A 14,756-nucleotide genomic window follows, 5' to 3' on the forward strand; every position below is an offset into this window, starting at 1 on the left:
TTGGTCTCAAAGTCCAGTGCCTTGCCCGTGGCCAGGGTAAGCACACCCGTGCCACTGATCATAAAAAGGTCGGTGTCGTTGGTCACAATGTTAAAGCTCAGCGCATCGCCATCCACGTCGGTGGCCACCACGGTGCCTATGGTCGCAGTGTCGGTGATGTCCTCGGCCACGGTGAACTCCTGTGCATCGATCACCGGGGCGGTGTTGTTGGGGTCCGTACCCTCCTTGACCACCTTGATGGTGATGGTGGCCGATGCTGCGTCGGTCCCATCGCTCACCTCCACGGTGATGGTGTGCTGTGCCTTGGTGGCGAAGTCCAGTGCCTTGCCCGTGGCCAGGGACAGTTCCCCGCCAGCGGTGATCTCGAAGAGGGCATTGTCGTTGGTCTTGATGGTGAAGGTAAGGGCATCCTTGTCCGCATCGGTGGCGACCACCGTACCGAACACTTCGGTGTCGCTTATGCCCTCGAAGGCATTGAACTCCTGTGCCGCGATCACGGGCATTGCGTTCTTGGGCGGTGTCGGGCCGTCATCTTTTCCGCAGGACCATACCAGGGCCATGGCGAGGATGGCAACACCTAATTTTTTGATGTAGTTTTTCATGATCAAAATTTTGTTTTACGGTGAATATCAGGTCAAGATGGGGCGTTCCAAGGAAAGTTTTGGCCATGATCTGATGGATGCCCCTGTTGGCTTGACGGATGGGACATTTGGGTTGATGGGGTAGGGTTTCTGGTTCCGAGTTTCGGGTTGAAGAGTGAAGGGAAAATCCAATCTACAATGGACAATAATCAATGAGCAATAATAGAATAGGGAGACCATCTTGGGCAACTGTCCCCTTGAGGGGACTTTAGGGGTGTTTCTTCGAGGGGATACGAATTACTCGAATCAAGCCCAAACTTCCGATGACCCTACGTTCAATCGCCCTGGACAAAGAAGGGGGGTCTCAATACTTTTTCCTTTGGAAAAAACTCGAACTGACATCTTAACGTAAATCCAACAATCCAATAATCCCGTTTTGGATTGGATTCTTCAAACACTCCGTGTTTTCAGAATGACAAGTATGACGATCATCGAGTAATCGAATAACCAAATACCAAAGTCTATTTTCTAGTGTCTATACTCTTTTATCTAATTCGACACGAATTGCACGAATACTCACGAATCAATGTTCAGACCTCTGACTTCAGACAATCGAAGAATCCCTTTCTGGATCAGATTCTTCAAACACTCCGTGTTTTCAGAATGACAAGCATTACGAATAACCGAACCACCAAATAGCCGAATCATTCAAGTCTATCTTCTCTGTTCCATGCTCTAACAGCTATCCTGACACGAAATTTCACCCATTGGAACAAATGTCATCCAAAATAAAGCTGTGGATGTTGGAAGGTGATCAATAATTCACATACTCCACAATCTCCAGACCGTATCCCACCATTCCTACGCGTCGGGTCTGGCCTGAGTTGCTCAACAACCGTATCTTGGAAATATTGAGATCGTGCAGGATTTGTGCACCGATACCAAAATCCTTGGCATCCATGTCAATCTTTGGTGCTTTGTGGATACCCTGGGCCTGAAGTTTTTTCAATTCTGACAAACGGCTCAAGAGATTGGTGGACTGGTTGCTCTGGTTGATGAAGATCATGGCACTCTTTTCCTCGGCATTGAGCACATCGAACATCCGTTGCAACGTTTCATCGGGATTGTTGGTCAAGGTGCCCAGCATATCGTTGTTCACCAAAGTGGAGTTGATTCGGGTAAGCACAGGTTCACCAGATTTCCAATTTCCCTTCACCAAGGCAATATGTACCTGCTCGTTCGTGGTCTGTTGATAGGCACGTAGCCTGAAGTCGCCAAACCGGGTCTTTATATCAAAGGCCTCCTTGAGTTCTATAAGGCTGTCATGCTCCATACGGTAGGCAATCAGGTCCTCGATGGAAACGATTTTCAGGTCAAATTTTTCGGCCACTTTCATGAGCTCGGGCAAACGGGCCATGGTGCCATCCTCATTCAAGATTTCTACCAGGATTCCTGCAGGTTCCAGTCCGGCCAATCGGGCAAAATCTATGGCGGCCTCGGTATGTCCCGTACGTCTCAACACCCCTCCATTTTTTGCCCTCAGGGGGAAAATATGTCCAGGTTTGCCCAGTTCATGGGGTTTGGTGTCCTTGTCCACCAGAGCTTTGATGGTCTTTGCCCTGTCATGTACGGATATGCCCGTGGTGCACCCATGTCCCAACAGGTCCACGGATACGGTAAACTGGGTCTGGTGCAGTACGGTGTTGTTCTGCACCATCATGTTCAGCTGTAGTTCTTCACATCGGCTTTCGGTCAATGGTGCACAGATAAGTCCCCGGCCGTGCTTGGCCATGAAATTGATCATTTCCGGGGTGACTTTTTCGGCAGCTGCAATAAAATCGCCTTCGTTCTCCCTGTTTTCATCATCCACTACAATAATGACCTTGCCCTGGCGGATGTCCTCAATGGCTTCTTCTATGGCGTTTAGTTGTATCTTTTTATCCTTGGCGATCATCATTCTTCAGAATCTTTTTTCTTCTTTTTAAATATCGATTTTATGCGGTCAAAAATATGACCAAACCCGAACAGCCCCTTGTCGGCCGTGGCCCTTTTGGTAAGCGAAACGCCCAAGGGCAACATGATCAGGGTGGACAACCAGGCCCCTATGGCAGGGTGTATGTTCCCTTCTTTGGCATAGTTCCCTGCAAATACCCCAATAAAATAATAGGTCAAAAATAAGACAATGGCGATGACCATGGGCAACCCAAGTCCTCCTTTTCTGATGATGGCACCCAACGGGGCCCCCACGAAGAAGAGGATGATACAGGACAGTGCCAGTGCATATTTTTGGTGGAGCGACAGGATATGACTGTTATAGAACTTGTATCTGCTCTGTAGCTCGTCTTTTTTGGCCGTTATGGTGTTCATGATGCCCGAAACGGAATTCTTGGCATTCTTCAACACCTGAAGCCGCTGCCATTCCTCAAGATGGTCCAATAGGCCCTCAATGTCCTTGATGGAATCCTTTTGGATCTCTTTCTTCTTCTGCTCCTCTGTCTGGATGAGTTCCAGCTTGGGGTTTTCTGTCTTTTGGAGATTTTTTTGGGGAAGCACCGGAAAGGCGCCCATACGGTTGACGATGTTCTTCGAAAAGGCCTCCACCTTCTCAAGATTGTTTTCGCGGAGGGAGTCGATATCCTTGATCAATCGGCTCACATTCTTCATTTTATTGGTGGTGATGTTCTGGTCCTCCTCCATATCCTGATCGTTCAGTTCGGAGATATCAATATTGATGGTGTAGGTCCCGAAGTCCGCCTTGGCAAAAGGCTTCTTGCGCTGCTCCTTCGGGTCTTTGGAAACCAGCTCCTCGTAATAGTTGCCATCCTTCAGCAACAATTGGATAATGTCGGATTCCTCACTGCTGATGAGTTCGCCGGATTTGGCCTTGATGACCGTGTTGTTGATGTTTTGATCGGTCTTTCTATGAATGATCACATTGTCCAAAAACCGATCTTGCTCACCATATTTTTTGTCTACCTTGATGTTCATGCCCTCCCCGGTGCCCTCAAAATCGCTGAAAACCCCTTCGGTGATGGCGGCCGCAGGCTTTACTTTGGCAATGTTCCTCCTCAGGTTGAACATTTTCTGCTCGGATTTGGGAATCACATTGTTCGCAAAGAAAAAGGTCACCACGCCCAAAAAAAGCACAAAAACAATAAGGCTACGCATGCCGCGCTGCAATGAAATGCCGGAAGCCTTCATGGCCGCAAACTCATAATTTTCGGCAAAGGTGCCAAAAGTGAGGATGGAGGAGAGCAATACGGTCAGGGGTAGGACCTTGTCGATAAGGGTGGGGATAAAATAGAAAATGAACTTGGCAATGATGACAATACCAAGCCCTTTTCCTGCCAAATCATCGATGAAAAGCCATATTCCCTGAAAAATGAATATGACGATCAGGATGAAGAAGGAGCTGAAAAAATTGTATAGAAACCTTTTTAATATATACTGGTCTAGTATTTTCAATGCCTAGTTTCTTGTGATATAATACCCTTTGTCCTCGTATTTTTTCTCGTTAAAGGTAAACATAGCCCCCGAAATGGGTTGGTCGGTTTTGAAAGAATTAACGGTAATGGTGGTTTTGGTGCCATTGTTGCCTGTTTGGATGAGCTTGTAGATGTGCTTGGTCTGGGTGTCGATGCCCAAAAGGACCGATTTGATCTCGGTATTGGAGTCGATTGGGGTCAACTTCACATATTGGATCTTCCGGCCACCCACATTTTGTTGAATGTCCCATTGGTAGTTGTGTCCCGTCTTGTAGAAGGTGAGCATTTTTGATGGGCTCACATTGTCGTCCTCCTCGTTCACGTCTTCAATAGTGACTTCCTCGTTCTCGGGAACCACAGTATATACTTTTTTACCATCATAGAGCTGTTGTGCACCCAAGTAGTTCAGCACGTACTTTTCACCACTTAGGGTAACGTTGCCATTGGTGTCCTGCTTCAGGTTGGCCTCCGTGTTCTCCAAGGTGGACTGAAAATCGATATAGATGTTCTTGTAGGATTTCACCTTGTTGTACACTTCGTCCAAAAGGGCCTTGGCCTTGTCGGAGCCCTGTCCGTATGAAAAAACTGCCGAGGCAAAAAGTGCGATAAAAAGGATATGTTTCTTGATCATGGTCTTATTTTGATTCATTTTCTAAAAATTGTTCCAAAGAATAAATATCCGGGATCAATACTTGCCGTGCTTTGCTACCCTCGAAGGGGCCCACAATTCCGGCGGCCTCCAATTGATCGATGATCCTTCCGGCCCTGTTGTATCCCAATTTTAATTTCCGTTGGATCAGGGAGGCCGAACCTTGCTGTGCCGTCACGATCACTTCCGCGGCTTCGCGGAACATATCATCCCTTTCCGAAATATCATAATCAATACTTGTGCCAGAATCTTCACCGACATATTCGGGAAGCAAATGGGCTTCGGGATAGGCTCGTTGCGAACCGATGTACTCTGTGATCTTGCCCACCTCTGGCGTATCCACGAAGGCGCACTGCAAACGGGTGACATCGTTTCCTTGCGTGTAGAGCATGTCCCCACGGCCGATAAGCTGGTCGGCACCCTGGGCGTCCAAAATGGTGCGGGAATCTATTTTGGAGGTCACGCGGAAAGCAATCCTGGCCGGAAAGTTGGCCTTGATGATACCCGTGATCACGTTTACGGAAGGTCTTTGCGTGGCAATGATCAAATGGATGCCAATGGCCCGTGCCAACTGTGCCAATCTGGCAATGGGCGTTTCCACTTCTTTGCCCGCTGTCATGATAAGGTCGGCAAACTCATCGATCACCAAGACGATATAGGGCAAAAACTTATGTCCGTCATTAGGGTTGAGCTTCCGCGCCTTGAACTTTACATTATATTCCTTGATGTTCCGCACCATGGCCGTTTTCAACAGCTCGTAGCGGTTGTCCATTTCAATACAGAGCGAGTTCAGGGTGTTGATGACCTTGGTGTTGTCCGTGATGATGGCCTCGTCCGAGTCGGGCAGTTTGGCCAAAAAGTGGCGCTCAATTTTATTGTAGAGGGTAAGTTCCACTTTTTTGGGATCCACAAAGATGAACTTCACCTCGGCCGGGTGCTTTTTATAGAGCAGGGAGGTGATCACGGCATTCAACCCGACGGATTTTCCCTGACCCGTGGCACCGGCCATGAGCAAGTGGGGCATTTTGGCAAGGTCCACCACAAAGGTTTCATTGCTGATGGTCTTCCCGAAGGCGATGGGCAACTCCATTTCCGCTTTCTGGAACTTGTTGGAGGCGATGACTGACCTCATGGAGACCACGGTGGCCTTTTTGTTGGGCACTTCAATACCCACCGTTCCCTTACCGGGTATCGGGGCAATGATCCGGATGCCCAGTGCCGCTAAGGATAGGGCGATATCGTCCTCTAGGTTTTTGATCTTGGAAATACGGATTCCCGCATCGGGCACTATCTCATAAAGCGTTACCGTAGGGCCGATGGTGGCCTTGATCTGCGCAATGCCGATCTTGTAGTTTTTCAGGGTACTGACAATACGGTTCTTGTTCTCCTCCAGTTCCTCCTGGTTGATGGTGATGCCCCCAGATGCCCCATGGTCATCCAATAGTTCCATGGGAGGGAACTTATAGTTTCCAAGTTCCAATTTGGGGTCAAACTCCCCAAAATCCTTGACCAGTTTGGCCGCTTTTACCTCGGTTTCCTCTTCCACTGGGGTTTCTTCCACGGTCAGGTCAATATCGGATTCTTCTTCTTCCGGTAGGTTGACATCCAGCCCCGCTGCGGTCTGGAGTGGGGGAATGTCCTTTTTGTGGGTGTAAGTGTCCACCTTTTCCGGCACCTCATCGTCTATGCGGAGTTCGATGCCACTTTCATCGGATTCATCACTATCATCAGTATCCACAATGGGCTCAGACCCTTTGAAATCGGATTTTATCTTTTCCTTTTGGGAACGGAAGAAATTGGCAAAGCCTTCTGGGGTAAAGTTGAACAGGCGTACCAAAATCACCATCAGCACGAACAACAATATCAAGAACACGCCTATCTTACCTGTGTAGTCCTGAAGAAAATCGTTCATCTCGAAACCGATAAGTCCGCCCAAAAGAGGAAAATCGGCAGCAAAAAAGCCCAATGCGACGGACATCCAAATAACGCCCGTAAGGCCCCATACCCATTTCCCGATAAGCCCTTTGGCCTCCAGTCCCAAAAAAAGGTAGAGTCCTGTTACTGCCAATAGCAGTGGGAAAGCGAAGGAAGCGAGCCCAAACCCTTGGTACATAAAGAAGTGGCTCACGCTGGCCCCAAACTTGTTCAGCAGATTGCTGGCCTCTGCGTTTCGGTTTGCGAATTCGGACAGCATGCTCTGGTCTTCCTGCCATGTAAAATAGAACGACATGAAGGAGAAGAAGAGCGCAATGCTGAGAACGATCAAAAGACTGCCAAAAATAATCTTATTTTGCTTGGAAGGCTTTAGTGACAGCTTCTTCTTGGCAGTGGTAGGTTTGGATTTTGATGTGGTCCTTTTCTTTGCCATCAATGGTGTTTAATTCGGGGCTAAGTTACAAATTTACGTGCTCCAACAGTCCTTGGACGTTTTTATAGCAGCTTGGGAATATAGATGATGAGTCCGATAATGCTGGCAATGACGGACACTATCATAACGGCCCCAGCCGAAATGTCTTTGATCAAACCAATTTTTGGGTCCCTTTGGGGCTGGATGTAATCGGCCATTTTTTCAATGGCGGTGTTCACTCCCTCGACTCCCATGACCATCCCGATGGACAATAACTGTACAATCCATTCGGTACTGGAAATTTCGAAAAAGAACCCAGCGGCCGTCATCAAAAGTGCTATAAAAAACTGGATCTTGATGCTGGCCTCCGTCCTTAGGAGCAGGAACATGCCCTTTAGGGCATAGCCCACACTGCGGATCCTGTTCTTCAAGAAAGATTCCCTAGGCATCCATCAACGCTTCAAGCGCAGCTTTGTAGTTGGGTTCGTCCACTGTTTCGGAAACCTGCTCGGAATAAATGACCTTGCCGTTTTCGTCCAATACCACAACGGATCGGGACAACAAGCCCTGCAATGGACCGTCCACAAAGGTGGTGTTGTACGATGTGCCAAAATTACCGTCCCTGAAATCGGAAAGGGTCTCCACTTTGTCTATGCCTTCGGCTCCACAAAAACGGGCCTGGGCAAATGGAAGGTCTTTGGAGATGCACAATATTTTGGTATTGTCCAATTCTGCGGCCTCTTGGTTGAACTGACGGACCGACTGTGCGCAGGTTCCGGTGTCCACACTGGGGAAAATATTGAGTACCACCTTTTGTCCTTTGTAGTCCGAAAGGGATACGATGGAAAGGTCGTTCTTTACCAACTTAAAGTCAGGGGCTTGGGAACCATTTTCAGGAAGGTCGCCAAGGGTGTGTATTTCGTTTCCTTTGAGGGTGACTGTTGCCATGATTTATTTTTTGTTTGAGGGTCAAAAATACTTAAAAAAAACCTTCTTTCGGGAGGCCGCACCATGTTGTTGATAAAAATGATACCTCTTGAAAAATGGCTGTTTTGGGGAGAATCTATTTTGTCAACTGTTTGATTTTGATTTTGAAAGCAGCAAACAACAAGGTCATGAAAGGGCTCAGCCAGTTGAAGATGGCATAAAAAAAGTATTCCCCTACGCCCACACCGAGCACCCCACTGTGATAGGCGCCGCAAGTGTTCCAGGGTACCAAAACAGAGGTGACCGTTCCAGAGTCCTCTAGGGAACGGCTCAGGTTCTCTGGGGCCAATCCACGTTCGGCGTAGGCCTTGGAGAACATTTTTCCGGGAACCACAATGGCCAGATACTGGTCCGAAGCAGTAATGTTCAAGGCCAAACAACTCCCCACGGTGCTTGCAAAGAGCCCAAAGGTGGTCTTGGCCAATTTGAGAAGCGATTCCGTAATGCGTTCCAGTGCCCCGATTCCGTCCATAATGCCCCCGAAGACCATGGCACAGACAATGAGCCAAATGGTGCCCAGCATGCCTGACATTCCGCCCGAGGAGAAAAGATCGTTCAGGGCAGGGTCACTTGTGGCTATTTCGGTATCCACGGTAATGGCATTGATGACTGCAAAATAAGAGCTTTGTAAAAATGAAGTTGGAGTTGCAATTGCATTATATTCCCCCATCAAATTGCCATCAACATAAATCTTAGTGGTCTTGCTAAAAGTTTCGCTCACTTCAGTCCTTGATGTTGGCAAATCCAATACTAGATTGTTTTCTAAACTTACATTTTCTTTGTTTTTAACAAGTGCGTATGTGCCTGGGCTATAAAAGTTTTTTTTGCCAGCATCCCATTGAACATATTCCTTTAAATCTGAAGGAATTGGATTGATACTATACTTTAAACCATTACTCCAGATAATTTGACTTTGAAATAAAATTGCGAAAAGTCCACCTAGGAGAGTTCCAATCAACAAAGCCATCAAAGGTGGTGCTTTTTTGACGATCAAGAGGATAACGGCCAAAGGCACCAAAAAGAGCCACCCATTAATATTGAAGGTAGCACCGATATTCGTTAGTATGGAACTGGTGTCCGCATCGCCCGATGTGTCAATGGTAAAGCCCATGATAATGAACACGATGAGGGTGATGATGATGGTCGGGGTAGTGGTCAGGGCCATGTATCTGATGTGCGTGAACAAGTCGCCGCCCGCCATGGCCGGGGCCAGGTTGGTGGTGTCGCTCAAGGGGGACATTTTATCCCCGAAATAGGCACCCGAAAGCACAGCTCCAGCGGTCATGCCCAGCGAAATGCCCAAAGCGTCACCGATGCCGATAAGTGCAATGCCCACAGTGGCCGAAGTGGTCCAGCTACTGCCTGTGGCCACGGAAATGATGGCACAGATGATTACACAGGCCGCCAAAAATATGGTAGGGTTCAGGATCTGTAGTCCGTAATAGATCATGGCGGGAATGATGCCGCTCACGAGCCAAGTGCCCGAAAGAGCGCCCACCATGAGAAGGATGAGCAATGCCCCTGTGGTGGAACGGACATTCTCCGCCACCTCTTCAATCATTTGATCATAGGAGACCTTGTTGAAAAAACCAACGATGGCCGCTACTGCTCCTCCCATCAACAAAATAAATTGATTGGAACCGCTCAGTGCATCATCCCCAAAAACAAAGACGTTGTAGGCCAACATCGCCACAAGGGTAAAAACAGGGATGAGTGCTTGGAAAATGGTGAGGTTTTTGTCCTCTACAATGTGTTCGTCTTCCCTGTACTTTGGTTTTTCCTCTTTGTTTGGCATATGGTCTGGGTTTGTTAAAGGGTAATATTACGATTTTGAACCCTGTTCTCCAAAAATCCAAAAAATCAGCAATCATCTAAAAAGCTCAAGTGCAAGTTTCAAGTTCAAGAAGGGAACAGGATTGTGGGTTTTGGGTTAAAGGGTCAAGGGTGAATGTTCAAATCTAAAAATCCAACAATCCAATAATCGAAGAATCCAAAAAAAAACAATTTTGCAATGAACAATTATCAATAACCCAATCGGCAGACTACCCTGAGCAACTGCCCCCTCGAGGGGACTTTAGGGGTGTTTCTTAGTGTTGATTTTTTATGCTCTTTTGTCTCTTCGGACACGAATTCCATTAATATTCACGAATCAATTTTCAGACCATCGAAGAATCTAATAATCCAGTTTTCAGTAACCTTTGTCATTCTGAGCATCCCGATGGCTATCGGGACGAAGAATCTTTTTTGCGTTGGGATTCTTCAAACACTCCGTGTTTTCAGAATGACAAGTTCATTTGAATTGGTCAAAGAATGGATTCTCGATATTTTTCTTTGGAAAAACTCGAACTGACATCTTGATTTAACTTGTGGCCCAATCCGACAATCCATTAAGCAATAACCAAATCACCAAAATCTATTCTCTATGGTCTGTTTTCTAATGTCTCTTTTCAGATAATCCCCAATTGCTCCATACAGCTCCGCATGGACAGATAGGTCTTGTGGATGTCGTTGTCAAGGCCAATGGAGAACCGGATAAGGCCTTGTGAGAGCCCCAGTGCTTCCTGCTCTTCCAAAGGAATCTCGGAAGAAGTGGATGTACCCGAGGCACTGAACAAAGTTTTGTAGAACCCTAGACTTACAGCCAAATAGCCCAACTTTTTCTCTTGCATAAGTTCCATCAAGGCGTTGGCCCGGTCCACGGAACCCACATCCATGGTCAGCATGCCGCCAAATCCATACTCATGGTTCATTTGTGCCTTCATGAGTTGGTGTCCAGGATGGCTCTCCAGGCCAGGGTACACCACTTTGAGCCCATCCTTTTCAAACTTTTCGGCCAGATAATGGGCATTTTCACTGTGCTTTTTGATGCGGATGTGCAGTGTGCGCATATTTTTGAGGATGGAAGCCGCCCGAAGACTGTCCAGCGTACTGCCCAAGAGCATGCCCGCGCCATTGTTCACATCTTTCAACCCAAGACAAAAATCGGTGGTGGCGCAGACAGCACCTGCCACGCAATCACTGCTGCCATTGATGAACTTGGTGAGACTATGCACCACAATGTCCGCACCCAATTGGGCCGCATTGATGGTCAATGGGGAAAACGTGTTGTCCACCACTAGGGGCATATCGCTCTTTTTGGCAATTTTGGACAACGAAGGGATATCTGCAATTTCCAACAACGGATTACTCACGGCCTCACAATAGATCATCTTGGTTTTCGGTGTGATGGTTTTTTCAATGGAATCCAAATCGGTAATATCTACAAAGGAAACCGAGATATTGAATTTTTTTACGAAGTTTTTTAGGAACGCGTAGGTGCCGCCATAAATGGTCCTACTGCAGACCATATGATCACCCGCATCGCAAAGTTGAAGGATAACGGCCGTGATGGCCCCCATTCCACTGGCATAGACATTGGCGGATTCCGTTCCTTCCAACTGTGCCATGGCCTCTCCCAAATACAGATTAGAAGGGGAGGAGTGCCTACTGTACAGATAACAACCTTCCGTGTTTCCCTCAAACGTATCGAACATAGTCTTTGCTGACAGAAAAGTATAGGTGGAAGAATCTGATATGGAAGGGTTTACCCCTCCAAATTCACCAAAATATTGAAGGTCTTGAATGTGCTCCGCTGCTTTATAGTCCATGATATGATTTTTTGTAAAACTAATCGGATATAGTCCCAAAGTCAATTCATTCGTCTATATATAGAATTTTAGACTTATTTATGTATATATTTTAGATATTAGTTCTATTTTTATCCATCTCAAAAGCATTCAACCGAAAAATAATCAGTATGGAATTGGATTTGGTGGACCAACAATTGGTGAAATTGCTCCAGGAAGACTGCAAAAAGACTACAAAGTACTATGCGGACATTCTCCAACTTTCCAAAACTGCGGTCTATGAGCGCATTCGCCGGTTGGAACGCACGGGCGTGATCACCCAATATGTGGCCCTGGTGGACAAAAAGAAACTTAAAAAGGACTTTACGGTGCTTTGCCACATCCGTTTGGTGCAGCACACCAAGGACAATGTGCTGCGGTTTGAACGGGAAGTGCTGAAACTGGAGGAAGTCTCGGAATGCTTCCACGTCGGGGGTGATTATGATTACATCCTAAAGATCAATGTGGCCGATATGAAAAGTTATCGAGAGTTCATGCTTACCAAACTTACCACGATCAACAATATAGGGAACACCCAGAGTTCGTTTGTGATCAGTGAGGTGAAGAACACCCCATCGGTGCACATCGGTTAAATTGTTTTTATTTTTTCGGGTTAATGGTCCTTCAGTTGTTATTTATGTGGAGATGACACTCCATCAGTCCATATTTTGACCGCGCGCGCTTCACATTTTACAGTTTTCAAATTTTCTCCGTCAATTCAAAAGGCCCATCCATCAATCCAAACCCATCATCCGTCAGATCGTCTCCTTCAATTTCATGAAAACCGCCCACCTTGCCATAGTTTTTAATTTAAAAAAAATTTGTCATGAAAAACGTAATGAAAAGTTTTGGAGCAATGATTGTGGTCTCGGTCCTGATTTGGTCCTGTGGAAAGGATGATGGACCTACCCCGCCCAAGAACACTGCTCCGACAATCAAGGCGCAGGAGTTCACCGTAGATGAGGATATTGCCGATACTGAGATTATAGGTACTGTTCAGGCCAATGATCCAGAGCGTGATGCCATTGAGTTCTCCATCAAGACCAACGACAACAATCTGTTCGAGATTACCAAGGCCGGAGACCTTTCGCTTGCCACTGGAAAAGCATTGGACTTTGAGACCGCTGCACAGCATGTGATCACAGTACAGGTAGGAGATGGCGATAAAACGGCCACCGCCACAGTGACCATAAAGGTGGGTGACGTGGATGAATCCTTGGCTGCCGACCCTGGTTCCTTTATCACCACTTGGAAGACCACTGTTGCCAATGAGGAGATTGTCATTGCAACAGACAACAGTCTCACCTATGATTATGCCATTGACTGGGGTGATGGGACTGAGGAGAATATCACATCAGGCACATCTCCAACCCACATTTATGCCAGTGCAGGCACCCACACCGTTGCCATTAAGGGTGTATTCCCAAGAATCAACATGATCAGTGAAGATGGTTATGCACTAAAGCTCATGTCCATTGAGCAATGGGGTTCCAATTCATGGGAAAGTATGAACGGAGCTTTTGGTTATTGCGCAAATATGGTCTATAATGCTACCGATGTGCCCGACCTTTCCAAAGTGACCGATATGTCCAATATGTTCTATGAATCCGCTACCTTTAATGGGGAAATTGGAAACTGGAACACTTCGATCGCAACCCATATGGAGGGAGTGTTCTTTGGGGCCACTGCTTTCAACGGGGATATTGGGAATTGGGATGTTTCCAATGTTACTACTATGGCCACTATGTTCTATGGGGCAACTTCTTTTGATCAACCTCTAGGGGATTGGGATGTTTCCAACGTGACCACAATGTCCAGCATGTTTAGGGATGCTGCCGCTTTCAATCAAAATTTGGGTGGTTGGGACCTGTCCAGTATCACAAGCTTGAGCAATATGTTCGACAATTCTGGGTTGGACGCTTTGAATTATAGCAATATATTGAAAGGCTGGGGTGGACAAGGAAATGTATTCATCCCCGATGGTATCACATTGGGGGCCGCTGGGGTCAAGTTCTGCAATGATGCCGATACAACATATTTCCACGATACTGTTCTGGTCATACAAAATGGCTGGACCATCAATGATGAAGGCTCTGTCGCTTGTCAATAACACCTTATCAAACCGTATAGTCGTTTCTCTTTTTTGAGCTGTTTGTGCCACCGAAAGGTCCTTGGGTCTTTCGGTGGTTTTTTTGTTGGATTACTCTGTTATTGAGTTATTAGGATTGTCTGAAGGCAGAGGCCAGAGTTCAGAAGTAGGAACATTGATTCGTGTATGTTGGTGAAATTTGTGTCCAAAAAGACAAAAGACCATAGGCCATAGAGGATAGACTTAGGCTGTTCCGTTATTCAGTTTTTGATTATTGGTCATTGTTTATTGCAAATTGGATTTTTTATTGGCGTTGCTTGTCATTCTGAAAACACGGAGTGTTTGAAGAATCTAATTCAGATAGGGATTCTTTATAGTGATGGCCATTGAGACGCTCAGTATGACATAGATTATGAAAACTGGATACTTGGATTGTTTGATTTTTGAATGATCAGATGTCTGATATCTGAAATCCAAACCTTTATTCGTGAATATTAATGGAATTCGTGTCCGAAGAAACACCCCTAAAGTCCCCTCAAGGGGACAGTTGCGTCTATTGGGATGTTCTGCTATTGGTCATTGTTCATCGCAAACCGCTCACTATTGCGCTTGAAACTTGTTCTTGACCTTAAACCTGTAACCCAGTCCCATCAACCCAAAGACCCCATCCGTCAATCCAGCCTCGGCATCCGTCAGATCGTGCCCGAAACATTCTCCGGAACGCCCCATCTTGCCAAGATTAACTGTAAAAAAATGATTATGAAAAACATCACAAAAAAATTGGGTATCGCCATCCTCGCCATGGCCCTGCTATGGTCCTGCGGCAAGGACGATGCACCCACACCGCCCAAGAACGCCACCCCGGTGATCGCCGCACAGGAATTCACCGCTTCTGAGGACATTGCCGATACCGTGGTAATCGGTACCGTTGTGGCCACCGATGCCGACAAGGA

14 protein-coding genes are annotated in these 14,756 nt (G+C 46.7%); 4 read left to right on the forward strand and 10 right to left on the reverse strand.

Features of this window, described 5'->3' with window-relative positions:
• On the reverse strand, positions 1 to 602 hold a 602-nt coding region (locus D2V93_RS06490), incomplete at its 3' end, for an Ig-like domain-containing protein (RefSeq protein WP_147377373.1).
• On the opposite strand from D2V93_RS06490, the gene D2V93_RS18890 reads away from it, so the two are divergent.
• Entirely contained in the window at positions 601 to 726 is a 126-nt protein-coding gene (locus D2V93_RS18890) for a hypothetical protein (RefSeq protein ID WP_262696655.1), read from the forward strand. The two genes, D2V93_RS06490 and D2V93_RS18890, sit on opposite strands and share 2 nt — an antisense overlap.
• A gap of 669 nt (positions 727 to 1,395) precedes the next feature.
• On the opposite strand, the gene ribB is transcribed toward D2V93_RS18890, so the two are convergent.
• The 8 genes from ribB to D2V93_RS06530 form a co-directional block, all read right to left on the reverse strand.
• Positions 1,396 to 2,535, reverse strand: a complete 1,140-nt coding sequence (gene ribB, locus D2V93_RS06495) for a 3,4-dihydroxy-2-butanone-4-phosphate synthase (protein WP_119618870.1) — start codon at positions 2,533 to 2,535, stop codon at positions 1,396 to 1,398.
• Complete coding sequence (locus D2V93_RS06500; RefSeq protein ID WP_119618863.1) at positions 2,535 to 4,046, reverse strand: LptF/LptG family permease; 1,512 nt, start codon at positions 4,044 to 4,046, stop codon at positions 2,535 to 2,537. Before D2V93_RS06500 ends, ribB begins: the two co-directional genes overlap by 1 nt.
• A 3-nt stretch (positions 4,047 to 4,049) precedes the next feature.
• A complete protein-coding gene (lolA1, locus tag D2V93_RS06505; protein ID WP_119618871.1) occupies positions 4,050 to 4,697 on the reverse strand; it encodes an outer membrane lipoprotein periplasmic chaperone LolA1 in 648 nt (215 codons plus the stop codon).
• Positions 4,698 to 4,701: 4 nt separating this feature from the next.
• Positions 4,702 to 7,083: a DNA translocase FtsK gene (locus D2V93_RS06510; protein ID WP_072881587.1), complete on the reverse strand. Its 2,382-nt coding sequence runs from the start codon at positions 7,081 to 7,083 to the stop codon at positions 4,702 to 4,704.
• 62 nt (positions 7,084 to 7,145) lie between these two features.
• Positions 7,146 to 7,511, reverse strand: a complete 366-nt coding sequence (locus D2V93_RS06515; protein WP_119618864.1) for a diacylglycerol kinase — start codon at positions 7,509 to 7,511, stop codon at positions 7,146 to 7,148.
• Positions 7,504 to 8,010 (reverse strand): thiol peroxidase, encoded by a 507-nt coding sequence (tpx, locus tag D2V93_RS06520; protein ID WP_119618865.1) that lies wholly within the window; start codon positions 8,008 to 8,010, stop codon positions 7,504 to 7,506. The genes D2V93_RS06515 and tpx overlap by 8 nt, the downstream gene beginning before the upstream one ends.
• Positions 8,011 to 8,125: 115 nt before the next feature.
• Complete coding sequence (locus D2V93_RS06525) at positions 8,126 to 9,844, reverse strand: Na+/H+ antiporter NhaC family protein (protein WP_119618866.1); 1,719 nt, start codon at positions 9,842 to 9,844, stop codon at positions 8,126 to 8,128.
• A gap of 652 nt (positions 9,845 to 10,496) precedes the next feature.
• Positions 10,497 to 11,696, reverse strand: a complete 1,200-nt coding sequence (locus tag D2V93_RS06530; protein ID WP_119618867.1) for an aminotransferase class I/II-fold pyridoxal phosphate-dependent enzyme — start codon at positions 11,694 to 11,696, stop codon at positions 10,497 to 10,499.
• A 149-nt stretch (positions 11,697 to 11,845) separates the two neighbouring features.
• Between D2V93_RS06530 and D2V93_RS06535 the strand changes: the two genes are divergently transcribed.
• Together D2V93_RS06535 and D2V93_RS06540 are read left to right on the forward strand one after the other, a co-directional pair.
• Positions 11,846 to 12,307 (forward strand): Lrp/AsnC family transcriptional regulator, encoded by a 462-nt coding sequence (locus D2V93_RS06535; RefSeq protein ID WP_119618868.1) that lies wholly within the window; start codon positions 11,846 to 11,848, stop codon positions 12,305 to 12,307.
• Positions 12,308 to 12,540: 233 nt separating this feature from the next.
• Entirely contained in the window at positions 12,541 to 13,824 is a 1,284-nt protein-coding gene (locus D2V93_RS06540; protein ID WP_119618869.1) for a BspA family leucine-rich repeat surface protein, read from the forward strand.
• Positions 13,825 to 14,403: 579 nt separating this feature from the next.
• On the opposite strand, the gene D2V93_RS18895 is transcribed toward D2V93_RS06540, so the two are convergent.
• A complete protein-coding gene (locus tag D2V93_RS18895) occupies positions 14,404 to 14,532 on the reverse strand; it encodes a hypothetical protein (RefSeq protein ID WP_262696656.1) in 129 nt (42 codons plus the stop codon).
• Between the two features lie 30 nt (positions 14,533 to 14,562).
• Here D2V93_RS18895 and D2V93_RS06545 point away from each other — a divergent pair.
• On the forward strand, positions 14,563 to 14,756 hold a 194-nt coding region (locus D2V93_RS06545; RefSeq protein ID WP_147377374.1), incomplete at its 3' end, for a hypothetical protein.

The sequence above is a fragment of the Flagellimonas taeanensis genome, assembly GCF_003584105.1.
Classification (GTDB): Bacteria; Bacteroidota; Bacteroidia; order Flavobacteriales; family Flavobacteriaceae; genus Flagellimonas; species Flagellimonas taeanensis.